Source organism: Serratia symbiotica (Periphyllus acericola) (genome assembly GCF_964019515.1).
In the GTDB taxonomy this organism is placed as follows: Bacteria; Pseudomonadota; Gammaproteobacteria; order Enterobacterales; family Enterobacteriaceae; genus Serratia; species Serratia symbiotica_D.
The window spans coordinates 1,842,905-1,866,409 of sequence record NZ_OZ026452.1 but is presented as its reverse complement, the minus strand read 5'-3'; the positions used below and the strand labels follow the sequence as shown (position 1 = coordinate 1,866,409).

At 51.1% G+C, this 23,505-nt stretch carries 20 protein-coding genes, 4 pseudogenes and 1 other annotated feature; of the genes and pseudogenes, 5 read left to right on the top strand and 19 right to left on the bottom strand.

Annotated features, from left to right (window positions below; all coding sequences use genetic code 11):
* Positions 1-267: 267 nt before the first annotated feature.
* The 16 genes from arnF to AACL06_RS10150 form a co-directional block, all read right to left on the bottom strand.
* Positions 268-666: a 4-amino-4-deoxy-L-arabinose-phosphoundecaprenol flippase subunit ArnF gene (arnF, locus tag AACL06_RS10225; RefSeq protein ID WP_339038419.1), complete on the bottom strand. Its 399-nt coding sequence runs from the start codon at positions 664-666 to the stop codon at positions 268-270.
* Complete coding sequence (arnE, locus tag AACL06_RS10220) at positions 663-1,010, bottom strand: 4-amino-4-deoxy-L-arabinose-phosphoundecaprenol flippase subunit ArnE (RefSeq protein ID WP_339037151.1); 348 nt, start codon at positions 1,008-1,010, stop codon at positions 663-665. The genes arnF and arnE overlap by 4 nt, the downstream gene beginning before the upstream one ends.
* Positions 1,007-2,671, bottom strand: coding sequence for a lipid IV(A) 4-amino-4-deoxy-L-arabinosyltransferase (gene arnT, locus AACL06_RS10215; RefSeq protein WP_339038417.1), 1,665 nt, complete (start codon positions 2,669-2,671; stop codon positions 1,007-1,009). Before arnT ends, arnE begins: the two co-directional genes overlap by 4 nt.
* Entirely contained in the window at positions 2,671-3,573 is a 903-nt protein-coding gene (gene arnD, locus AACL06_RS10210) for a 4-deoxy-4-formamido-L-arabinose-phosphoundecaprenol deformylase (protein WP_339037149.1), read from the bottom strand. Before arnD ends, arnT begins: the two co-directional genes overlap by 1 nt.
* A complete protein-coding gene (gene arnA, locus AACL06_RS10205) occupies positions 3,570-5,552 on the bottom strand; it encodes a bifunctional UDP-4-amino-4-deoxy-L-arabinose formyltransferase/UDP-glucuronic acid oxidase ArnA (protein ID WP_339038415.1) in 1,983 nt (660 codons plus the stop codon). The genes arnD and arnA overlap by 4 nt, the downstream gene beginning before the upstream one ends.
* The gene (gene arnC / locus AACL06_RS10200; protein ID WP_339037147.1) at positions 5,552-6,532 is read right to left on the bottom strand and encodes an undecaprenyl-phosphate 4-deoxy-4-formamido-L-arabinose transferase; all 981 of its coding nucleotides are present in this window, start codon (positions 6,530-6,532) and stop codon (positions 5,552-5,554) included. Before arnC ends, arnA begins: the two co-directional genes overlap by 1 nt.
* A complete protein-coding gene (gene arnB, locus AACL06_RS10195) occupies positions 6,519-7,673 on the bottom strand; it encodes a UDP-4-amino-4-deoxy-L-arabinose aminotransferase (RefSeq protein WP_339037144.1) in 1,155 nt (384 codons plus the stop codon). Before arnB ends, arnC begins: the two co-directional genes overlap by 14 nt.
* Before the next feature lie 399 nt (positions 7,674-8,072).
* Positions 8,073-8,369 carry an integration host factor subunit alpha gene (gene ihfA / locus AACL06_RS10190; RefSeq protein ID WP_339037142.1) on the bottom strand — a complete coding sequence of 99 codons (297 nt, stop codon included), beginning with the start codon at positions 8,367-8,369 and terminating at the stop codon, positions 8,073-8,075.
* Positions 8,370-8,373: 4 nt separating this feature from the next.
* Entirely contained in the window at positions 8,374-10,761 is a 2,388-nt protein-coding gene (gene pheT / locus AACL06_RS10185; protein WP_339037140.1) for a phenylalanine--tRNA ligase subunit beta, read from the bottom strand.
* Positions 10,762-10,775: 14 nt separating this feature from the next.
* Positions 10,776-11,759, bottom strand: a complete 984-nt coding sequence (gene pheS / locus AACL06_RS10180; RefSeq protein ID WP_339037137.1) for a phenylalanine--tRNA ligase subunit alpha — start codon at positions 11,757-11,759, stop codon at positions 10,776-10,778.
* Between the two features lie 180 nt (positions 11,760-11,939).
* Positions 11,940-12,062 (bottom strand) — a sequence feature (Phe leader region).
* A 115-nt stretch (positions 12,063-12,177) separates the two neighbouring features.
* Entirely contained in the window at positions 12,178-12,534 is a 357-nt protein-coding gene (rplT, locus tag AACL06_RS10175) for a 50S ribosomal protein L20 (RefSeq protein ID WP_339037134.1), read from the bottom strand.
* Between the two features lie 42 nt (positions 12,535-12,576).
* A complete protein-coding gene (rpmI, locus tag AACL06_RS10170; RefSeq protein ID WP_339038413.1) occupies positions 12,577-12,774 on the bottom strand; it encodes a 50S ribosomal protein L35 in 198 nt (65 codons plus the stop codon).
* Between the two features lie 106 nt (positions 12,775-12,880).
* The gene (gene infC / locus AACL06_RS10165) at positions 12,881-13,432 is read right to left on the bottom strand and encodes a translation initiation factor IF-3 (protein WP_339038411.1); all 552 of its coding nucleotides are present in this window, start codon (positions 13,430-13,432) and stop codon (positions 12,881-12,883) included.
* Between the two features lie 3 nt (positions 13,433-13,435).
* On the bottom strand, positions 13,436-15,364 hold the full coding sequence (gene thrS, locus AACL06_RS10160; RefSeq protein ID WP_339037132.1) for a threonine--tRNA ligase: 1,929 nt from the start codon (positions 15,362-15,364) through the stop codon (positions 13,436-13,438).
* A 321-nt stretch (positions 15,365-15,685) separates the two neighbouring features.
* Positions 15,686-15,850, bottom strand: a complete 165-nt coding sequence (locus tag AACL06_RS10155) for a hypothetical protein (protein WP_339037130.1) — start codon at positions 15,848-15,850, stop codon at positions 15,686-15,688.
* A gap of 4 nt (positions 15,851-15,854) precedes the next feature.
* A complete protein-coding gene (locus AACL06_RS10150; RefSeq protein WP_339037128.1) occupies positions 15,855-16,085 on the bottom strand; it encodes a hypothetical protein in 231 nt (76 codons plus the stop codon).
* 229 nt (positions 16,086-16,314) lie between these two features.
* Between AACL06_RS10150 and AACL06_RS10145 the strand changes: the two genes are divergently transcribed.
* Complete coding sequence (locus AACL06_RS10145; RefSeq protein WP_339037126.1) at positions 16,315-16,476, top strand: hypothetical protein; 162 nt, start codon at positions 16,315-16,317, stop codon at positions 16,474-16,476.
* Positions 16,442-17,312, top strand: a pseudogene (locus AACL06_RS10140) (IS5 family transposase). The gene AACL06_RS10145 and the pseudogene AACL06_RS10140 overlap by 35 nt, the downstream one beginning before the upstream one ends.
* Positions 17,313-17,485: 173 nt before the next feature.
* Here the strand turns inward: AACL06_RS10140 and AACL06_RS10135 are convergent.
* Positions 17,486-18,079, bottom strand: coding sequence for a YhgN family NAAT transporter (locus AACL06_RS10135; protein ID WP_339036503.1), 594 nt, complete (start codon positions 18,077-18,079; stop codon positions 17,486-17,488).
* A gap of 202 nt (positions 18,080-18,281) precedes the next feature.
* On the opposite strand from AACL06_RS10135, the gene asd reads away from it, so the two are divergent.
* Complete coding sequence (gene asd / locus AACL06_RS10130) at positions 18,282-19,385, top strand: aspartate-semialdehyde dehydrogenase (RefSeq protein WP_339038315.1); 1,104 nt, start codon at positions 18,282-18,284, stop codon at positions 19,383-19,385.
* Positions 19,386-19,729: 344 nt separating this feature from the next.
* On the opposite strand, the pseudogene glpD reads toward asd, so the two are convergent.
* Together glpD and AACL06_RS10120 are read right to left on the bottom strand one after the other, a co-directional pair.
* Positions 19,730-21,249: pseudogene (gene glpD, locus AACL06_RS10125) on the bottom strand (glycerol-3-phosphate dehydrogenase).
* Positions 21,250-21,414: 165 nt separating this feature from the next.
* Positions 21,415-21,676, bottom strand: a pseudogene (locus AACL06_RS10120) (DeoR/GlpR family transcriptional regulator); the annotation flags it as partial.
* Between the two features lie 135 nt (positions 21,677-21,811).
* On the opposite strand from AACL06_RS10120, the pseudogene rsmE reads away from it, so the two are divergent.
* A pseudogene (gene rsmE / locus AACL06_RS10115) lies at positions 21,812-22,539 on the top strand (16S rRNA (uracil(1498)-N(3))-methyltransferase).
* Between the two features lie 10 nt (positions 22,540-22,549).
* Positions 22,550-23,500 (top strand): glutathione synthase, encoded by a 951-nt coding sequence (gene gshB / locus AACL06_RS10110; protein ID WP_339037123.1) that lies wholly within the window; start codon positions 22,550-22,552, stop codon positions 23,498-23,500.
* Positions 23,501-23,505 lie beyond the last annotated feature (5 nt).

The following is a 23,505-nucleotide window of genomic DNA, read 5'->3' as shown; positions in this document are numbered from 1 at the left end:
ATCCACCTAGAAAGTGAGTGAACCCCGAGTGATAATGGCGTTGTTATAATCCTTCCAGTTGGTGATGTTGAACTTTTTCTGGGCCACGGAATGTCGCTATGTTGACAGAAGGAGAGTGATCTGATCCTCGTGCCGGCCAAATGTTCGATTTATTCAACAACGCCCTGCTACACGAGAAAAAATGCAAATTCTGCAAAGGAAATAATAGGCTGTCTCCCATGTGTCCAGCAGCCGCGCTCACAGGCAATTGCCGGTAATCATGCCCGATTAGCCCTGTTCAGATGCTTTAGCAATAGCATTGCTACTAATCAACCAAACGCCAAACAGAATTAACAGCACCCCCAAAGATTTCAGCACACTTGAGGATTCGTTAAACCACGGTAACATCACCGCCGCCAAATAAACCAGCGCATAACTGAGGCTCAGCAAAGGATAAGCACGGCTAAGTGAAATATTACGCAGCACAAAGAACCAGCACAGCATCGATAGCGCATAACCAAAGATACCGCCACTCACCACCAATAGCGGCAACTCGTACTCACTTAGTAACGCTGGTGTGAGGCTGGCAAAGGAGAGTAGTGGAATTTGTGCCATGCCCCACTTCATCAACAACTGCGCCAGCGTCACCAGCAGCACGCTGGCGGCTCCCCAGAAATATCCCCTCATGATGGGTGCACGCTCATCAGCAAGATCCCCAGCATAATCGAGACTACGCCACACCAATGGCGTACAGTGGTAGCTTCATCAAACAACCAGCTCGCTGCCAGTGTCACCAGCCCCAGGTTGAGGCTGAGCAGTGGGTAAGCCAGGCTGATCGCCAGATGCTGCAACACCTTGAGCCATACCACTATGCCGAGCACCAGCAGTAATCCTGCCAATGCCAGCCAGCACAGAGTCTTCTTCAGCCGCACCTCAGCAGGTAGTTGCCAGCAGTGCACCGCCTGTTTCTGACATAGCTGCCCACCACAAGTGAGCAAGCTAACCACTATCACTAACAGAAAACCAATCATAGCTGCTGTTTGTACCAAACCAATGCCAGGCGATTCATTACCTGAACCTTATCGGCCGCAGGCAGGTGCTGTTGTTCAAGGCTTTCTCCGCGTGAAAACTGCAAAACCAACGACAGATTTCCCTGCTTACGCGCCTGTGACAACCACTGTGGGAAGCTGGCATCGCTGATAAAATGACCTTTGGCATCTGGATATTCCAAGCCGTAGGCGACCTCCCCTTTGTGGCTGAACATCAGTACGTCGCTGCGCTTTAGTTCCCAGGCCAAGCCAGCGGCCAGACCCACGCTGTCGGTCAGCACGTATTGGCTGTGCTCCAGCTCTGCCCTGTTAGCGCGAATAAAACTCTGCGGTAACTTCGAATCGGTCACCTGTTGCGGAATGGCATAACCGATCAGCAGACACAGTAGCAGCGGGCAAGCCGCTGCCCAGCGCCACCGCTGAACTTTGTCGCTTGCGGAAACAATCGCGAACAGCAGCCAGCCGCCAAAAGCGACAATACCAATCACACCTTTCTGCCATTCTTGAGGGCTAAACAACTGCACCTTGGGAAACAGGCCAAGGCCCAGCAGCAGCACTACCATGCCAATCAGACCAAACAGCCCGTTCAACAGTGCGTTGACCTTGAATACTTTTCTGCGCAGCGCCTTGGCAGCATCCTCCGCATAGGCAGCCATCAATAGTGCCAACGGTGCCATGCACGGCAGAATGTAGGTCGGTAGCTTGCCATTGGCAACGCTGAAGAAGATCAGGGGCATCATTACCCAACTGAGCAGGAAGAACAGTTCTGGTCGCTGCTCCCGTTCGCGCCAACCTTTGAGCAACGCTCCCGGCAGCAATGCCAGCCACGGCAACACCACCGCCATTAAAATCGGCAAATAATACCAGAACGGTGCTTTGTGTTGAGCATTATCCTCAGCGAAGCGCTGGATATGTTCTACCCAGAAGAAATAATTCCAGAAGTCTGGCTCTCGCTGGGCGATAGCCAGCGCCCAAGGTAGACTGAGTAATAGCGCCACCAAGATCGCTACCGGCCCAAAGAGCAACAGATCTTTGATGCGCCGCTGTTGGATCACTACCGGGATCACCGCAATCACTGGCACTGCCAGCGCTAGGAATCCTTTGGTCATAAAGCCCATACCGCAGGCTAACCCAAGCAGCGCGTAGCCGCCTAGCTTACCTTTGGCTGAGGTCGCTTTCAGCGTCAGATAATAACTGACCATCGCCGCTGTCAGCCACACGGTAATCATCGGATCGAGCACGCTGTAGGTGCCGATGCTGAATACCAACACAATCGATAAGAAAATTAATACTGATAGGTAGGCGCGATGCGTATCGCGCCACATAAGCTTCGCCAGAGCAAATATCAACAGGGCTGTTATTCCGGTACTAAATACTGAAGCGAAACGCACCGCAAAATTATTGTCGCCGAATAGCCATTGGCTGATGTTATTGAACCAGTATCCGGCTACCGGCTTTTCAAAATAGCGCAACCCCAACAGGTGCGGTACCCCCCAATCACCACGTTGCAGCATTTCACGGCTGATTTCGGCGTAGCGGGTTTCATCCGGCTGCCACAACAGACGGTCATTTAGCGGAATTAAATAAGCCAGAGTAAAAAAAATGGCCAGCAATGTTGCCCATTTTTCTTTCAGCACCTTCATCAATCTTCCTTTACTTCAGTTTGACATCCCAACCAACCTTCGCGGCCAGGGAAATAAGTACGCTTAATGTGGCCCAATGGCAATGATGCTAAATCTTGTGGCAGCATCTCGCTCAGCGGACAGAATTTAATACCCTGCTGCTGCGCCCGCTGCAATAACTGTTCAAACATCGCCGCCCGCGCCATCCCTTCCACTTCGGTATGAATGGTGTATACCGGCACGCCGCGATCATTTTCGAGCGCCTTCAGGATGTAGTCGTTAAAGCCAGCCATACTGACTTCGCTACCAATCACTTCATCAAAAGTGGGCAGCGTGACAGGAATTTGCACCGTACCTAGTCGGTTGTTGCTCAGTACCGGTCTAAATGGGTAAGTACCTCGACAATCGCTGTTATAGTGGAAACCGAAGCGCTGTTTCACCTCCAGTACCCGTTTATCAGCCCGCCATCCCGCCACGGCGGAACATTTCACCGGCTGTTTGGTGCTGGCGCTCAAAGCATCAACGCCCAGTTGGATCTGTTGTGTCAACTGGGCCTCAGACCAACGACCAGCATTAGCCTGCCAGCCTTGATGATCCCAGGCATGTAGCCCCACTTCATGACCGGCCTCAGCAGTGCGCTTGATTAATGGCCCTAACGCACGTGAGATATTGCGCCCAGGCCAGGCGGTACCAGCCAAAAGAATATCCCAGCCATACAGTGCAGCTGCGTTCGAACGCAGCATTTTCCACAGGAACTGTGGACGTAAAAGGCGCCAAAGATGACGCCCCATATTGTCCGGTCCAACGCTGAAGAAGAAACTGGCCTGTATATGATACTGCTCAAACAGATCCAGCAACTGCGGCACCCCATTTCGGGTGCCGCTGAAGGTATCTACATCAACCCGCAGACCGACTTTCTTCATGCACCGTTGCCCTCTTGAACGGTGGAGCGCAAGAAGTAATCCAACGTATGTGTAACGGTTTGTTTCATTTCAATCGTTGGCTGCCAGCCCAGCAGACGCCGAGCATTTTTGATACTCGGCGTCCGGTGTTCAACGTCCTGATAACCTTTACCGTAGTAGCTACTACTTTCAATATCTTTGAAACCGGCGAACGGCGGGAAATGATCGCGCAGCGGATGGCGGTTGAAGCTATCTAGCAGCATTTCCGCCAGTTCACGGATGCTCGCTTCATTGCTCGGGTTGCCGATATTGATGATCTGGCCGTCACAAAATTCATCACAGTTTTCGATAATGCGAAATAACGCTTCAATGCCGTCATTAATATCGGTGAAACAGCGCTTTTGCGCCCCACCATCCATCAGCTTAATTGGCGAGCCTTCCACCAGGTTGAGGATCAGCTGGGTAATAGCGCGTGAAGAACCGATGCGCGCGGCATCCAGGCTGTCCAAACGCGGCCCCATCCAGTTAAATGGACGGAACAGAGTGAATCTCAGCCCTTCTTTGCTTCCGTAAGCCCAGATGACCCGATCCAGTAATTGCTTAGATACCGAATAGATCCAACGTTGTTTATTGATCGGCCCGACGATCAAGCGTGAATGGTCTTCGTCAAATTCTTTGTCATCGCACATGCCGTACACCTCAGAGGTGGACGGGAAGATGATGCGCTTGTTGTATTTCACGCAGTCGCGGACGATTTTCAGGTTTTCTTCAAAATCCAGCTCAAATACACGCAGTGGGTTGCGTGTGTACTCTATCGGCGTGGCGATCGCCACCAGCGGCAACACGATATCACATTTCTTGATATGGTACTCGATCCACTCCGAGTGAATGCTAATATCCCCTTCCACAAAGTGGAAACGTGGGTTATCTAGGAAGCGGCGGATGGCGTCGGAGCCGATATCCAAGCCATAGATATCGTAACAATCATCGCGCAGCAGGCGCTCAGTCAGGTGGTTGCCGATAAAGCCGTTAACACCTAGGATCAATACGCGGGTACGACGTTCCATCACCGTATTAGGCTTGGCAGCAAGGCGTACATCGGTGACGATGCCCATTTCATCGGCCAGCCGACTACCCTGTACGTAAAGGCCGTTTTCGTTCTGACCAGCGACGATTTCCAACACACCCTTACCACAGGCAATAGTCAATGGAGAAGCACTCAGCACCGTCCCAGGATTTTTATCATGCTGAATGTCCAGCACGCAGGAACGCCAGATGATTAGCTTGCGCTGGCCGATATAACTAAACGCGCCTGGGTAAGGTTCGGTAACCGCGCGCACCAGATTATTGATTTCCTGAGCCGATTTGTGCCACAGGATCTCGCCGTCAGCGGCAGTGCGTCGCCCAAAATAGCTGGCTTCGGCTTCGTTTTGGGCTGTGAAGGTGGCTGTGCCGTTTTCCAACTTAGGCAATTCCTCTTTCAGCAGCTCTTGTGCTGCTTCCAGCACCTTTTTATGCAACGTAATGGCCGTATCATCTGCGGCGATTGCCACTTTGTGTTGACCGACGATATCTCCAGCATCAGGACGCTTGACCATTTTATGCAGCGTAGCACCGGTTTCGCTTTCACCATTCACCAATACCCAGTTTATCGGCGCAAGGCCACGATAACATGGCAGCAGTGAACCATGCAGGTTAAAACTACCCTGAGGTGCCAAAGACAGGATCTCATCGCTTAGCAACTTACGGTAATAAAAAGAGAAAATCACATCCGGTTGCAACTGACGAATGCGATCAGCCCACAGTGGATGGTTCACATCTTCCGGTGCATAAACCGGCAGTTCCAACTCAGCACCAAGATGCGCAACGGAGGAGAAGAAGTTGTTCTCACCAGAATCGTCGGTATGTGTGAATACAGCCTGCACATCATAACCAGCCTCAGTCAACGCTTGCAAACCTGCACAACCGATATCATGGTAAGCAAAGACAATAGCTTTCATCATTCTTCTTCCTGAATTTTGTGGATCTGCTGTTCACCAACCACTTTCTGAACGAAATAACGCGGACGAGCGCGCACATCGGTATAGATACGGCCGATGTATTCACCCAGCAGACCCATACCAACAAACTGGGCACCGATAAAGGTAAACAATACCGCGAATAGGGTGAACACCCCACCCGCTGCCCATTCAGGACCCAGCAGCAGGCGCAACGCTATCAGCACCAGTGCCAGTACAAAACCAGAAAGCGCCACTACACTGCCTACAACGCTGAGCAAGCGCAGCGGTGTGGTCGTCAAGCAGGTAACCAAATCATACATCAGGTTGATCAGCTTCATCAGGCTGTATTTGGAATCGCCAAACTCGCGTTCGGCATGGCGCACGTTAATTTCGGTAGTGCGTCTGGCGAAGGTGTTTGCCAGGATAGGTATAAAGGTGCTGCGTTCATGGCAGTGCAGCATTGCCTCAGTGATATGACGGCGATAGGCTCGCAGCATGCAGCCGTAGTCCCCCATCGATTTGCCGGTGGCACGCTGAATCATCATGTTGATGACGTGGGATGCGCTTTTACGGAACCATGAGTCCTGACGATTGGCGCGCACTGTGCCCACTAAGTCATACCCTTCTTCCGCTACGCTGACTAGCCGTGGGATCTCTTCCGGCGGGTTTTGTAGATCAGCATCCAGCGTGATGATCAGATCACCAGTCACTTGGTTGAAACCGGCCATTATCGCTGAGTGTTGGCCGTAGTTACGATTTAACAGTACGGCAATCACCTGCCTTTCCGGCTGTTGCGCAGCGGCAGTCAGTATCTCGGCAGAGCTATCGCTGCTACCATCGTCAACCAGGATGATTTCATAGGGTTGCGTTAATTGCTTACAGGCAGCAGTGGTACGTTCAAGCAGGGCAGGCAGGCTTTCCTGCTCGTTGTATACAGGTATGACCACAGACACTTTTTTTATTGGTTCAATACAAGACACGTAATGGCTCCACAACAGAAAATAAGGCTTTGACCACGCGATCAACATCAGCATCGGTCATACTAGGGAATAACGGTAAAGTGCACAAACGCGCTGAATTCCATTCAGTGTTTGGCAACGACAGTAGCGGATAACGCTCACGATAATACTTCTGGGTGTGCGCGGCGCGGAAATGCAGGCCAGTGTCAATCCCCACGTCTTTTAGGCGCTCCATCAGGAGGTCACGGTCAATACCACAGAGCCCAACGTCGACACGTACCATAAACAGGTGCCAGGCGTGATCGTGCGGGTAGGCCGGCAGTCCCAGAGGCAAGAACGGTGAACCTTCAAGCGCTTGCAAGTAACGTTTCGCCAGCACCTGCCGACGAGCATTCAACTGAGGCAAACGCGCCAGTTGTACCACGGCTATCGCCGCATGAATATCGGAAAGATTATATTTATAGCCCGGCTCCACCACTTCAGCCTGTGGCCGACGCCCCAATTGCTGGCGGTCAAAGGCGTCCACAGCCAGACCATGGAACTTCAGGCAGCGCAGACGATCCGCTAGTGCATCGTCATCGGTGGCGATCAAGCCTCCCTCAGCACAGGTCAGGTTCTTGATCGCGTGAAAAGAAAAAATTGCCGTACCGCGCGCCCCGACCCACTCACCGTTGTAACGAGCACCTACCGCATGGGCGGCATCTTCGATTAACGGGATATTATGGCGTTCCGCTACAGCACGCAGCGCATCCATCTGTAATGGTGCGCCAGCATGGTGTACCGGGATGATAGCTTTAGTTTTTGCCGTGATGGCAGCTTCAACAGCGGCAGCGTTGACCATCAGCGTTTCACGGTCAACATCAATCATGACCGGCGTAGCGCCGAGCAATTCGATCATATTAAGGGTGGAAACCCAGGTTTGCGAGGGGGTAATAACTTCATCGCCTAGCTTGATGCCCAGTGCCATCAAGGTGATGTGCATTCCCGCAGTAGCGGAACAGACGGCAACCGCATGCTTACATCCGAAGGTAGAACAGAACTTACTTTCCAACATCTGATTTTGCGGCCCTGTGGTGATCCAACCAGAACGTAGTACCTTTTCTACTGCCGCGATTTCTTCATCGCTGATAGCGGGACGCGAGAAAGGTAAAAATTGATCCATAGTTAACCCCAGACGTATCGAGCTTATTTTGGTGACACTGTATATCTCTTTTATTTAACTGGTATTAAACGCTAGAGAAAATCGTTTCCGATGGGCTATATAACCGCAGGTTTAACGCAACCTTAAGATATAAATTGTTATCAGTTAGATTTTCTGACAGAAGGAACCGTCACCTTACTATTTAAACTTGATATTAAAAATAATTTATCTTAGTCATTAATAACTATTTACTTGTTCTCTTTGCAACGAAGACAGCCTAGCATGGCATCAATGGTTTTCAAGAAAAATAGATGAAAAAGAATCCTGGCCTGTCGTTATCCGGCCATCCTACCTATACCGGTATATTCAGGGTTGGCTATGAAAAAGGCCGCTTTTGCAGCCTTTTGGGTTTCACATCACCTACTCTTTTGGGCTAGCGTTCTCAACCCGGCTTTTCAGCTTCTGACCCGGACGGAAGGTGACCACGCGACGCGCCGTGATCGGAATGTCTTCGCCGGTCTTGGGGTTACGCCCCGGACGTTGGTTCTTGTCACGCAGATCAAAGTTGCCAAAACCTGACAATTTCACCTGTTCGCCGCTCTCAAGAGCCCGGCGAACCTCTTCAAAAAAAAGTTCTACTAGATCTTTAGCATCCCGTTTGCTAAGCCCAAGCTTTTCAGACAGGTATTCTGACATTTCAGCTTTAGTAAGCGCCATAGATTCAATCCCTCAAGGATGCTTGGAATCGCTGTCTTAAAGCCTCTACACATTTTGTAACGGTAGCGGCTATCTCCTCTTCTTCAAGTGTACAAGCTGTGTCCTGCAATATCAGACTGATAGCCAGGCTCTTATAACCCTCTGCTACGCCCTTACCACGGTACACATCAAACAAGTCTACGTCAACTACCTGATTTACGCCAACTTTTTTACACTCTGCCAATATATCTGCTGCGGCGACGTTTTCAGCCACCACTACAGCGATATCACGGCGGTTTGCCGGGAAGCGAGAAATCTCCCGCGCCTGAGGCAGGGCGCGCCTTGCGACCTTGTCCCATAGCAATTCGAACACCAGGGTGCGGCCATTAAGATCCAGTTTACGCTCCAGTTCTGGATGAACCACACCAATGTAACCTACGCATTCGCCGTGTAAATAAATTGCCGCACTTTGCCCTGGATGCAGCGCTGGATTGGCCACCGCCCAGAACTGAATTTCGGATAATTTACCAGTCAACTCAAGGACAGATTCCAGTTCCCCTTTTAAATCATAGAAATCGACTGGCTTACACGCCAAATCCCAGTGCTTGTCGTGGGTATAGCCAGCGATAACCCCCGCCAGCATGACATCCTGGCGGATACCCAAATTTGCCGAAGTATCAGGCACAAAGCGCAGGCCGCTTTCGAACAGGCGCAGGCGAGTTTGCTGGCGGTTCTGGTTATATACCACCGCAGAAAGCAGGCCAGTCCACAACGATAGTCGCATCGCTGACATGTCAGCCGAGATTGGGCTAGGTAGGATCAGTGCTTCCTCGCCAGGGTGCAGTAAAGCCTGCACTTTAGGATCGACAAAGCTGTAGGTGATCGCTTCCTGAAAACCGTGATCAACCAGCAGGGTCTTTACACGTTCCAGTGTCAGATCAGCCTCAGGGTGTTTAATCATCACCAGATCGGCGCGCACCGGCACGTCTGGGATGTTGTTGTAGCCGTAAACACGTACTACTTCTTCAACCAGATCTTCTTCAATTTTCATGTCGAAACGCCAACTTGGAGCAACCGCCAACCAGGTGTCGCCTTGATCGGTAACCTGGCAACCAAGGCGACGCAGAATATCGCTGACCTGATCGCTCGGCACCACATGGCCGAGCAGGCGATCCAGCTTCTTGCGGTGCAATTGAATAGTCGTACGCTTGGGCAGTTCATTTTCATCAGTGACATCAATCACTGGGCCAGCCTGGCCACCACAAATGTCAATCAGCAGGCGGGTGGCACGCTCCATCGCTTGGTATTGCAGCGCGGGGTCCACGCCACGCTCATAGCGATGAGAAGCATCGGTGTGCAGACCCTGGCGACGTGCACGGCCAGTGATCGACAGCGGGTTGAAGAAGGCACACTCCAGCAGCACGTCCTGAGTCTCATCATTTACCCCGGAATACTCGCCGCCGAAGATCCCCCCCATTGCCAGCGCTTTATGATGATCGGCGATCACTAAGGTGTCAGCATGCAATTTGACTTCGTTGCCATCCAGTAACGTCAAGGCCTCCCCTTCTTCGGCCATGCGCACCACGATGCCGCCTTCGATGCGGTTCAGATCAAAGGCATGCATCGGCTGGCCAAGCTCCAGCAATACGTAGTTGGTGACGTCGACTACCGCATCAATGGAACGAATGCCACAGCGGCGCAGTTTTTCACGCATCCACAACGGGCTGGTAGCCTTGATGTTGATGCCTTTTACCACACGGCCGAGATAACGCGGGCATCCCTTAGGCGCGTCAACACGAATGGGTAGCGTAGTATCAATGGTAGCGACAACAGGACTCATATCCGGTTCGGTCAAGGCCATTTGGTTAAGCACGCTGACATCACGCGCGATGCCGATAATACCCAGGCAGTCGGCGCGGTTTGGCGTGACGCTGATTTCGATGGTGTTGTCATTTAGTTGCAGATAGTCACGGATATCGGTACCGATCGACGCGTCACCTGGCAGTTCGATGATGCCATCATGGTCGTCGGAAATACCCAGTTCGGAAAACGAACATAGCATGCCTTCCGAAAGTTCGCCGCGCAGTCTAATCGCCTTGATTTTGAAGTCACCCGGCAGTGTCGCGCCCACGGTAGCTACTGCCACTTTCAAGCCAGCACGGCAGTTTGGTGTGCCGCAGACAATATCCAGCAAGCGACCGCAGCCAATGTTGACTTTGGTGACGCGCAGTTTGTCGGCGTTAGGATGCTGGCCGCATTCGACCACTTTGCCCACCATTACGCCGTGAAAGGCACCAGCGACCGGTTCCACCCCATCTACTTCCAAGCCTGCCATGGTGATTTGGTCAGATAATGCTTCACTGCTGATGGCCGGGTTTACCCACTCGCGCAACCAGAATTCACTGAATTTCATGTGATATTCCCGCCTTACTTAAACTGTTTGAGGAAACGCAGATCGTTTTCGAAAAACGCCCGTAAATCTGTGACACCGTAGCGCAACATCGTCAGACGCTCCATGCCCATGCCAAAGGCAAAGCCGGAGTAAATTTCCGGATCGATGCCGACATTACGCAGAACGTTCGGATGTACCATGCCGCAACCGAGCACTTCCAGCCACTTGCCATCCTTGCCCATCACGTCAACTTCTGCGGCCGGTTCGGTGAACGGGAAGTAAGACGGACGGAAACGAACCTGTAAATCTGCTTCAAAGAAATTGTTCAAGAAATCGTGCAGCGTTCCCTTTAGATTGGTAAAGCTGATATCTTTATCGACGATCAACCCTTCCATCTGATGGAACATTGGAGTGTGAGTTTGATCGTAGTCGTTACGATAAACACGGCCCGGTGCAATAATACGAATTGGCGGCTTCTGGTTCTTCATGGTGCGAATTTGCACACCAGAAGTCTGGGTACGCAGCAGACGCGTGGCATCGAACCAGAAAGTATCGTGATCGGCACGCGCAGGGTGGTGCCCAGGAATATTCAATGCATCGAAGTTATGATAGTCATCTTCGATTTCCGGCCAGGTGGCCACAGAGAAGCCCAGCTCAGCAAAGAAGGTTGCGATACGATCGATGGTGCGAGTCACCGGATGCAACCCACCGTTTTCCATACGGCGACCCGGTAGAGATACATCAATGGTTTCAGCAGCCAAAAGCTCGTTCAACACTGCGGTTTCCAGTGCTTTTTTACGCGCATTCAACGCATCCTTTACCGCCTGTTTCACCTGATTGATTACCGCACCAGCCGCTGGACGATCTTCTGGTGGCACGTCACGTAGAGACTGCATTTGCAGGGTAAAATAGCCTTTTTTTCCAAAATATTCGACGCGTACCAAATCCAACGAGGCAGAATCCTGGGCATCTTCTATGGCTGCCTTGGCATTGGTAACCCGCTCTGCGAGATGTGGCATTGCTTTCCTCTTCTTTTGGCCGCTATGGCCCTCATTAATTGTAATCGATTATTCGAACACGCCTTTGGTTTATCTTCAAAGACTTTCAAGTCGTAGCTAGCGGGCTAACTCGCGACAAATCGGTCAGTAACCGATTTGAACAGCGCTACGGCTCAACAGCTGAAGAAGATGGCACCCAAAAAAAGAAAAGCCTCCACAAGGGAGGCTTAGGCGCTACTTTTCGTTTCTTTTCTTACGCGCAAGCCTCCTTAAATCAGACGCTAAAGCAAAAAAGAAGCGAAAAATAGCGACATACATGGATTGCGTTACCTTGTCGATGATTACCCACCTGTGCTATAGCTATTGGTCATGAAAGTCAATATTTTTAGCTATAAACGATGAATAAAAGAGGAGGGGCATGCCCCCTCTTTTGACTTTATTACACCAAAGCTGCTTTTGCTTTCTCAACCAGTGTGCTGAAGGCCACTTTGTCGAAGACTGCGATATCAGCCAGGATCTTACGGTCAATTTCAATAGAGGCTTTTTTCAGGCCGTTAATGAATTTGCTGTAAGAGAGACCGCTCTGGCGAGCAGTAGCGTTGATACGTGCAATCCATAGCTGACGGAATTGACGCTTGCGTTGGCGACGGTCACGGTAAGCATACTGACCTGCCTTGATTACCGCCTGGAAGGCAACACGATATACGCGCGAACGGGCACCGTAGTAGCCTTTCGCCTGCTTCATAATTTTCTTGTGACGTGCGCGTGCAATTACACCACGTTTTACGCGAGCCATATGCTCTCTCCTAAAGTCTTATTCTAAATTCAAAAAGATGATTTATGCGTACGGCAGGCACGCGACAACCAGAGCCAGATCGTTTTTAGATACCAAGCCTTTTGGCCGCAGGTGACGTTTACGCTTAGTTGCTTTTTTGGTCAGAATATGACGTAGGTTAGCATGTTTGCGCTTAAAACCACCGCTACCGGTCTTTTTAAAGCGTTTGGCTGCACTACGTACAGTTTTAATCTTTGGCATTTTAATTAAATCCACTTCGCATTGTTAAACAGCGAATCAGTTAGGCGAATAAAACCAAAACGCCCACACGGCCCGGTCGCTGTGCGGGTTCGATTACTTGGAAGCCTTACTGTTTTTTCTTCGGTGCGAGCACCATGATCATCTGACGGCCTTCGATCTTCGTTGGGAAGGATTCAACAACGGCTAGATCAGCTTCTTCACACAGATCTCTACGGACGCGGTTAAGCACTTCCATACCGATCTGTTGGTGCGCCATTTCACGTCCACGGAAACGCAGAGTGATTTTGGCTTTATCGCCATCTTCCAGAAAGCGAACCAGGTTGCGTAGTTTGACCTGATAGTCGCCATCATCAGTACCAGGACGGAATTTGATTTCCTTAACCTGAATAACTTTTTGTTTCTTCTTCTGTTCTTTGGTCGACTTGCTCTTCTCGTAAAGGAATTTGCCGTAATCCATGATCCGGCAAACTGGCGGTTCGGCATTTGGGCTGATTTCAACTAAATCAGCGCCGGCTTCCCCGGCTTTTTGAAGAGCTTCATTCAGACTGACAATACCAATCTGCTCGCTATCGATGCCTGTTAGGCGAACTTCTTGCACCCGAATTTCTCTGTTAATGCGATTGGGACGCGCCGATTGAACTCGTTTTCCGCCTTTAATACTTTATTCCTCCAGTTGATTAAGACTACGGCTGCGGATCTCTTTTAGCAGCTTGTCTACGACTTCGTTTACGTCTTGGCTTCCCAAGTCTTTGCCACGGCGGGTACGAACGGCAACGTTGCCTGATTTGACCTCTTTATCACCGCATACTAACATATAAGGAACCCGACGTAATGTATGCTCGCGAATTTTAAAGCCTATCTTCTCATTTCTCAAGTCTGCTTTAGCGCGAATACCGGCATCTTGCAGTTTTTTGGTCACTTGCTGGACGTAATCGGACTGGATGTCGGTGATATTCATGACCACGACCTGCACCGGAGAGATCCATGTTGGGTAGAATCCAGCGTATTCTTCAGTAAGGATACCGATGAAACGTTCCATGGAACCTAATATGGCGCGGTGAATCATCACCGGCACGACACGATCGTTGTCTCCGCCAACATAGGATGCGCCTAAACGACCCGGTAAGAAGAAATCAAGCTGCACGGTACCACATTGCCATGCGCGATCCAAACAATCATGCAGGGTAAATTCAATTTTTGGTCCGTAGAATGCCCCCTCACCCAGCTGATATTCAAATGGAATACCGTTTTCGGTCAGTGCAGCGGCCAGGTCTTCTTCCGCACGAGTCCAAATATCATCCGTGCCAATGCGCTTCTCGGGGCGAGTAGACAACTTAACCGCAATCTTGTCGAAACCAAAGGTAGCATATATATCATAGACCATACGAATACATGCGTTCACTTCGGCACGCACCTGCTCTTCGGTACAAAAGATGTGGGCGTCATCTTGCGTAAAGCCACGTACACGCATCAAACCGTGCAGAGAACCCGAAGGTTCGTTACGTTGGCAACTGCCGAACTCCCCCATGCGCAACGGCAAATCGCGATACGACTTAAAGCCTTGGTTGAAGATCTGTACATGGCCTGGGCAGTTCATCGGCTTAATACAGTACTCGCGGTTTTCCGACGAGGTGGTGAACATGGCGTCTTTATAGTTTTCCCAATGGCCAGTTTTTTCCCACAGCACACGATCCATCATGAACGGACCTTTCACTTCCTGATACTGATACTCTTTGAGCTTCATGCGCACAAAAGCTTCCAATTCACGGAAAACGGTCCAGCCATCGTTGTGCCAAAACACAATGCCAGGTGCTTCTTCCTGCATATGATACAGGTCGAGCTGTTTACCGATCTTACGATGATCGCGTTTGGCTGCCTCTTCCAAAAGTTGCAGGTAGGCGTTCAGCTGCTTCTCATCCGCCCAAGCTGTGCCGTAGATACGCTGCAACATTTTATTTTTGCTGTCGCCGCGCCAGTATGCGCCAGAAGTTTTTTGTAGCTTGAAATGATGGCAAAAACGCATATTCGGCACATGTGGACCACGGCACATGTCAATGTATTCTTCGTGATGATACAGGCCAGGAAGATCATCATGGCCGATGTTCTCGTCTAGAATCGCCACTTTGTAGCTTTCACCACGCGCAGAGAAGGTATAACGCGCCTCTTGCCAACTGACCTTTTTCTTGATGATATCGTAGTCTTTGTCAGCTAACGCATGCATACGTTTTTCAAGCAGATCCAAATCTTCCTTCGTCAAAGTACGTTCGATGTCAACGTCATAGTAGAAACCGTTATCGATCACCGGGCCGATGGCCATTTTAGTGTCCGGCCACAACTGTTTAATGGCGTGTCCTAACAGGTGCGCACAAGAGTGGCGCATGATTTCCAGACCCTCGGCATCCTTTATGGTGATGATCGCTAACTGCGCATCGGATTTAATCAAATCACAGGCGTCAACCAGCTCACCATTGACACGGCCAGCAATACAGGCTTTCGCCAAACCAGGGCCGATATCACGGGCAACATCCAACGGGGAAATGGGGTAATCAAAATGACGCTGACTTCTGTCTGGAAGCGAAATAACAGGCATTAAAAATCCTTATCTACAGCTACAGTGGTGACCCACACGACAGATCACATGCAATACAAAAATTGCGTTTTGGGTTTTCTCAGTTAGGTGGCAGATCTCGCCCACAATTGCCAGATTGAAACCTAACTTGGTGTACAGAATGAAGGGGTTACCTCACTCAGCCGCGTTTGGCTTGGTGGATGGTATCACCAAATTGTGCCAAAGATACAGAGCGCTGATGGCAAGCGGAAAATGATACATCAGGAAGCTAGTCTTTCCTAGCTGTCACCCAACCTCACATTCCCACACAAAGATGCGAAAAGAGGCCGGGATCATGACAACTTACGGTTGACTTTCGGTCACACGGTGGGTGTTGGTAGTTACCCCCAACAAACCGGCCAGTGCGCTGATCACCACGCCGATAAATAATGCGAAGAACGACCACAGCGCCGCATGTAATAATGCCTCGGCAGCTACCGCAGCCTGCTCACGCGCATTTTGTTTCAACTCGTCATATTCTTGTGCGGCCTGATTTATTCAAAAAAGCCCCTCCAGCGCCGAAGTGAGCCAGGATGTAACGTCGAGTTAAATAATTTATTAATTTCAATTTGTTTAATGCACAGATCATGGCCAGCGCCTCTGCAACTTGCCCATCCGTTAACATCTCAGTATTCCACCGATAACGCAGATAGCAAAAGTCCTGTGGAGAACGCTGAACGAGCAAATCAAGCATCTTTAACATCGCCTCCGTGGGCTATTTTCAGGGGCGTCCAGGTGAAAGGCTTGCCAATCCTTCATAGCCGACCAATGTGAACAAATTAACCCATAGTCCGACAGAGGAACGGGCGACACATAAGGTTTTACCTAGGTAAGTCAGCGTGTTGCTACGGTGTAATATCAACATGGCGATAAGGCGTCTGGCATAATTTTTATCTGGTGTTTTCTGGATAATTTTTTGCATCTGACGGGCGTTGTTGAATAAATCGAACTTTTGGCCTGGACGAGGATTAGATCACTCTCCTTCTGTCAAAATAGCGACATGCCGTGGCCCAGTAAAAGTTCAATATCACCAACTGAAAGGCTTACAACAACGCCCTTATCGCTCGGGGTTCACTCACTTTCTCGGTGGATGAAACGGCACTTCACGCCTGGTACTGCGAGGCAAAACCTTCTCTGCGTGGTCGCCAACCACATTATTCCGATATGGCAATCACCAGCGTATTGATGCTGAAACGGATTTTCGGCCTGACACTTCGCGCCCTCCAGGGCTTCGGCGACTCCATTGTCACACTGATCAAAGTGCCGTTGAACTGCCCGGACGACACCTGCATCAGTAAGCGGGCAAAGTCCGGCCATGTCCCGTTTAAAACCCCAACGCCAGGTGAAATTGCGCACCTCGTTATCGACTCTAGCGGGCTCAACGTGTTGGGTGAAGGTGAGTGGAAGGTAAAAAAAACACGGTCAGGAAAAACGGCGGATCTGGCGAAAACTGCATTTGGCCGTAGATACAGAAACACATGAGGTCATCTGTGCTGACCTTTCCTTGAGCAATGTCACCGATACCGCAGCCTTCCCAGGTCTCATCCGCCAGAGGTACCGTAAAATCAAAGTCGCCTCGGCGGATCGGGCTTAGGATACGCGAGTGTGTGATGATGAGTTAAGGGGCAAGAAGCTCAAGGCGTTAATACCGCCCAGCAGCGGAGCCCGTTATTGGTCGGCAGACTATGCAGAGCGAAATCAAGCGGTGGCGAACCAGCGCCTTACCGGAGACAACACACGGTGAAAAAGTATCACAGGCTACCACCGACGTTCGATAGCGGCAACAGCGAAGTACAGAGTAAAACAGCTATTTGGTGGTCACCTGTCGCTGCGAGATTATGATGGGCAAGTTGCAGAGGCGCTGGCCATGATCTGTGCATTAAACAAGATGACGCTCGCCGGTATGCCAGAAAGTGTACGCCTTGCCTGAAAGCTGCCCATTCATGGGACTCTTTATTCCAAATCCGATTTATTCAACAACGCCGCGATCGATAGCAACCAACCTCTGGACTGTGTGGTTGCTGATATTATCGCTTATGTTCAGGGCGTGGCCTCCCGTTAACCACGCATCTATTGCTGGTGCTTCAGGCACCAGTATTCCCGTTACAGTTTCATATAAGTCCGCACGCCGTCTAGGAACATCTGGGTAGACAGCATTACCAAAATCAAACCCATTAATCTTTCCAACGCACTGATCCCTTTGCTACCCAACAGGCGCAGGAACAGATTAGACATCAGTAGGATAGCCGCAGAAATCCCCCAAGCAATCAACAGTGCTATCACCAGATGAGGTAGCAAGTTTGGGTACTTGTGCGACAGCAGCATCAGTGCTGCCAGAATCGATGGCCCAGCTACCAGCGGGATCGCCAGCGGCACTAAAAAGGGTTCCTCACCAGGAGAAAGCCCAAAGCTGTTGCCCTCCTGCGAGGGGAAAATCATCTTGATGGCGATCAGAAACAAAATGATCCCGCCGGAGATAGAAACGGTCTCGGTGCGCAGGTTGAGGAACGCCAGGATCTTCTCACCAGCAAACAGGAAGATCAGCATTAGCAGCAAGGCGATCAACAACTCGCGGATCAGTACCACTCGCCGGCGACGTGGCTCCAGGTGCTTGAGTACCGACATAAAAATCGGCAGGTTTCCCAGTGGATCCATGATTAAAAACAGCAACACTGTAGCTGAAATCATCTCTGTCATTATTACCTCGAAATAGAGAAAACGCGCCGCTCTTTCCGTGCGTATGGTGACTTATAAGCAGGATTGCTAAAAAATGCCTCGCCATAGAATAAATTCACTTTGCGCCTGCGCTAACATGCTAACATTTTGTCATTTTGTAAGGTGAAGAGATATTACACATAACTCAACCTAATAGCCCTTTACAAGGCAGGACACAGTGATTATGAAAAATGTTGGTTTCATCGGCTGGCGCGGAATGGTCGGCTCGGTTCTCATGCACCGTATGATGGAAGAGCACGATTTTGATGCCATTCGCCCAGTCTTTTTCTCCACTTCACAGCCCGGTTCTGCTGCGCCAGCATTCGGTGGCCAGCTGGGCAGGTTGCAGGATGCCTATGATGTTGATGCACTGAGCGCGCTCGACATCATTATTACCTGCCAAGGCGGAGAGTATACTAACGAAGTTTATCCTAAGCTGCGTAAAAGCGGCTGGCAGGGTTACTGGATTGACGCCGCCTCTTCACTGCGCATGCGGGATGATGCTATCATTATCTTGGACCCGGTCAACTACGCGATGATCCAACAGGGGCTGGATAAAGGCATCAAGATCTTTGTTGGCGGCAACTGTGCCGTAAGCCTGATGCTGATGTCGCTCGGTGGCCTGTTCGCCAACGGCTGGGTGGAGTGGGCATCAGTCGCCACCTATCAGGCGGCCTCTGGCGGTGGGGCGCGCCACATGCGTGAACTACTAACCCAAATGGGCCTGCTGCACGCTGAGGTTGCGCAAGAGTTACATAACCCTGCCTCGGCGATTTTGGATATCGAACGTAAGGTAACCACAGCCACCCGCAGCGGCAAGCTGCCAACCGATAACTTCGGTGTGCCGCTGGCTGGCAGTCTGATCCCATGGATCGATAAGCCGCTTAATAACGGACAGAGTCGTGAAGAGTGGAAAGGCCAGGCGGAGACCAACAAAATTTTGAATACCTCCAGTGTGATCCCTATAGATGGTCTGTGCGTACGCGTTGGTACACTGCGCTGCCACAGCCAGGCGTTCACCCTGAAGCTAAAAAAAGACATATCGTTGCCGGAAATCGAACAAACGCTGGCAATGCATAACGACTGGATGCGGGTGATCCCGAATGACCGCGAATTGACCCTGCGTGAACTGACGCCAGCAGCGGTGACCGGCACGTTAAATACGCCGGTCGGGAGGCTTCGCAAGCTGAATATGGGGCCGCACTACTTGTCTGCATTTACCGTGGGTGACCAACTGCTTTGGGGCGCGGCTGAGCCGCTGCGCCGTATGTTGAATATCCTGTTGTGAGATGGCTATCCCCTGTTTTATCGCGGTGCGTTTAGTCTTAATCTCTGGCGACCCTGAAAGCCACATTGCAGTGCGGCGAAGGTCAATCCGCAGGGGAAACTATCTGCACCTTTATAGAGGGGAGATTCGAGATCGGAAATTATGGTGCAAAAAAAGGCTTAATTATTATCTCTATTGGCCTCATACAGCTTGGTGCTTAGAACCCATCCCAGTAGGTTATTTTATTTGCCATTTTGCACCTGGGCAGTGCTCACCCTCCTCACGTACGCCATGTACACTCGGGCTATTGTGTGCTGTCGGTATCCAAACTGGCTACAACAATGTACGCCTACTGGGTTAGGTTCTTAGTAAACGAGAGATAGCCTTTTTGTGTATTTCGCCAGCCAGGTTTTCACCCACGCCTGCTGCGCTGCATCGAGCCACAGGCCCAGCTTAGTGCGTCGCCAGATGGCGTCGTCCAGTTCCACTACCCATTCTTTCTCGATCAGGTAGTGTAGCTTGGCTTGGTACATGGTACAGGCCGTGGCCGAAATCTTCACTCAGATCACCCAGGCTGTTGGCAGCGGCCAGGATCAATTCGCTGTGGCTACCCTAGGTGTGAGCATAGCGGCGCGCCATGGATCCCGGCAGCCAGTCGCGCTCGCCAGCGATGTCGCCGCCAGGCAGCGTAATATTTTTGGTCCACGCAGGGGCACACAGCCAGGGTAGTAGTGCGCTAGCTTTTCCATCGCATGCTCAGCCAGCTTGTGGTAGGTGGTCAATTTGCCGCCGAACACCGATAGCAACAGTGCTTTACCCTGCTCATCCTGTATGTCTAGCGTGTAGTCGAGAGTGACTGCTTGTGGAGAATCAGACTCATCATCGCACAGCGGACGGACGCCGGAGTAGCTCCAGACGATGTCGTTGCGGCTCAACGGTTTTTTGAAGTCGTGGTTGTACACGTTTAGCAGGTAGTTGATTTCATTCTCGTCGATCTTCACTCCTTGCGGATCACCATGGTATTGCATATCGGTAGTGCCAATGATAGAGAACTCATCATTCCATGGGATCACGAAGACGATGCGCTGGTCTTCGTTCTGCAAAATGTAGGACTGTAGCTGACGGTGCACGCGTGGCACCACGATGTAACTACCTTTGATCAGGCGGATGCGGTAAGGTAATTGCAGCTTAAGGCCGTCGTCGAAGAAGTGTTTCACCCGGGGGCCAGTGGCGTTTACCATGCCCTTAGCGCGCCAGGTACCAGGTATAAGGTTTTGCCCCTATTGATATCGAGCACTTACACCATCCACAGGCCGTTTTCACACCATGCGCACTTCACTTTGGGGCGGGTGCGCACTTCGCCGCCGTGCTTTTCCACTTCCTGCGCATTTAGCACCACGAAGTGTGCATCGTCGACTCAGCAGTCAGAATATTCGAAACTGTTCTTTAGCTCAGGCTTTAAGACCAATTCTGCTCCAAAGCGAAAGATTTTGCTGCCTGCCAGACTGGTACGTTTGCCCAGGTGATCGTACAGGAACAGGCCGAGGCGGATCATCCAGGCCGGACGTAGTTGCGGTTGGTACGGCAAACGGAAACGCATCGGGAATGCGATGTGCGGTGCCAGTTTCAGCATCACTTCACGTTCGGCTAGCGCTCCGCTCACTAAACGGAATGCGTAGTGTTCCAGATAGCGCAGGCCATCGTGGATCAGCTTAGAACTGGCAGAAGAGGTCGCCCAGGCCAAATCTTGATCTTGCGCCTCCAGTAGCAGTACCAATAGCCCACGCCCGGCAGTATCCGCCGCGATGTCGGCACCTTTAATACTGCCACTGATCACTATCAGATCCCTGGTTTCAACGTCATGCCACCCTAAACAAAAACTCATGAACAAGCTAAGAATTAACCAAAAAAAATGTAGGCGTGACAGAGGTAACAGTTTGGTGGTAGGGGTCATACCCAGAGAAAAGCTATAGGTGCAGGCTATAATAGCTTTAGCAGGCTGATGAACCCGCAAGCCACAGCCCTGGAAGTGGCAATGGCGAGCAGAGGGTCAAAACAACTCCAGTTGCACATCCGTATTGCTCAATGATCTTTATCATACTAGGCCAGGGACGTTGATCGGTGAACAGGTAGTCAATCAGGTTCATGTTACCCAGGTTGACCATGGCGTTGTGGCTGAATTTAGAATGGTCGGTTACCAACATCACGCAACGGGAGCTTTCGATAATGGCACGTTTAGTGCGCACTTCTTGATAATCGAATTCCAGCAGCGAACCGTCCATATCGATGCCGCTGATGCCGAGAATGCCGAAAGTGTGATGGCATCAGGCACCGCTATTTAGGATTGAAAATCGCCTCTAACCTACTATAGCCTTTATCTATATCTATATCTATCTCTCAAGGTAAAGCCAATCCGCTGTGCCCTTTCGTTAGGATAAGAGCATCACATGCGCATACCCCGTATTTACCATCCGCAGCTATTGACCGACTATGAGGAAATCGCCCTGAGCGCTGAGGCGGCCAACCACGTTGTGCGCGTACTACGCATGAGCATCGTTCAGGCGTTGGCGCTATTCGACGGCAGCAATCAAGTGTGCGATGCCAAGATCGTCGAGGTGGATAAGAAAAGTGTTCAGGTGCGGCGCGGTGCTGGCCGGGTGGAAGACTTTGAGTCACCGCTCTGCATCTTGGCCAAGTGCTCTCGCGTGGCGAGAAGATTGAGTTTACCACCCAAAAATCCATTGAGCTGGGCGTCAACGTCATCACCCCGCTGTTTTCTGAACGCTGCGGCGTTACGCTTTCTGGCGAGCGCCTGACAAAAAAAATTCAGCAGTGGCAAAAGATCGCCATCACCGCTTGCGAAAAGTATGGCCGCAACCGCATTCCTGAAATTAGCGCGGCGATGCCGCTGGAGGTTTGGTGTGCTGAACAGGACGGCAGCCTGAAACTGAATTGGCACCCATGTGCCAGCCACAGTATCAACACCCTGCTGCTGCCAGTGGATCACATCGGCTTGCTGATCGGCCCAGAGGGCGGTTTATCCGCCAACGAAATTGCGATGACCACCGGCCATGGATTTACTGATATCCTGCTGGGGCCACGCGTTCTGCGTACAGAAACCACCGCGCTCACCGCAATTACCGCTTTGCATGTAAGTTTCGGCGATCTAAGATAAAGGATAAAAGATGATCAAGCTCGGCATCGTGATGGATCCTATCGCTTCCATCAACATTAAGAAAGACACCAGCTTTGCCATACTGCTTGAAGCGCAGCGCCGTGGCTGGGAACTGCACTACATGGAGATGAACGATCTCTATCTGCACGCTGGTGATAGCCGCGCATGCACGCGGGGGCTGAGCGTAAAAGAAAACCAGGAAAGTTGGTACAGTTTTGCTGCCGAGCAGGATCTGGCGTTGCAAGATCTGGATGTGATCCTGATGCGCAAAGATCCACCGTTCGATACTGAATACATTTACGCGACCTATATACTGGATCGTGCAGAGGTTAAAGGCACGCTGGTAGTCAATAAACCGCAAAGCCTGCGTGACTGCAACGAGAAGCTATTCACCGCTTGGTTCCCTGAACTGACGCCGGACACTTTGGTCAGCCGCAGTGCAGCACATATCCGTAATTTTCACCAGCGGCACGGTGACATCATCCTCAAACCGTTGAATGGCATGGGCGGCGCATCGATCTTCCGTGTAAAGCAGGATGATCCGAACCTGTCAGTGATTATTGAAACCCTGACCGAGCACGGCAAGCGCTTCTGCATGGCGCAGAATTTCCTGTCGGCGATCAAGGAAGGCGATAAACGTATTCTGGTGGTCGATGGTGAACCGGTGCCTTACTGCCTAGCGCGTATTCCTGCTCAAGGTGAAACCCGAGGCAACCTTGCGGCTGGTGGTCACGGCGAAGTGCGTCCGCTGAGCGAGAGTGACTGGAAAATCGCCCACGCGGTGGCTTCAACGTTAAAGGCAAAAGGACTTATCTTCGTCGGCCTGGACGTGATTGGTGACCGCTTGACTGAGATCAACGTCACCAGCCCCACCTGTGCGCGTGAGATCGAGGCAGCCTTCTCGGTGTCTATCACTAGCGTGCTGATGGAAGCGATAGAAAAGCGTCTGGCGGCGAAGTGAATCTG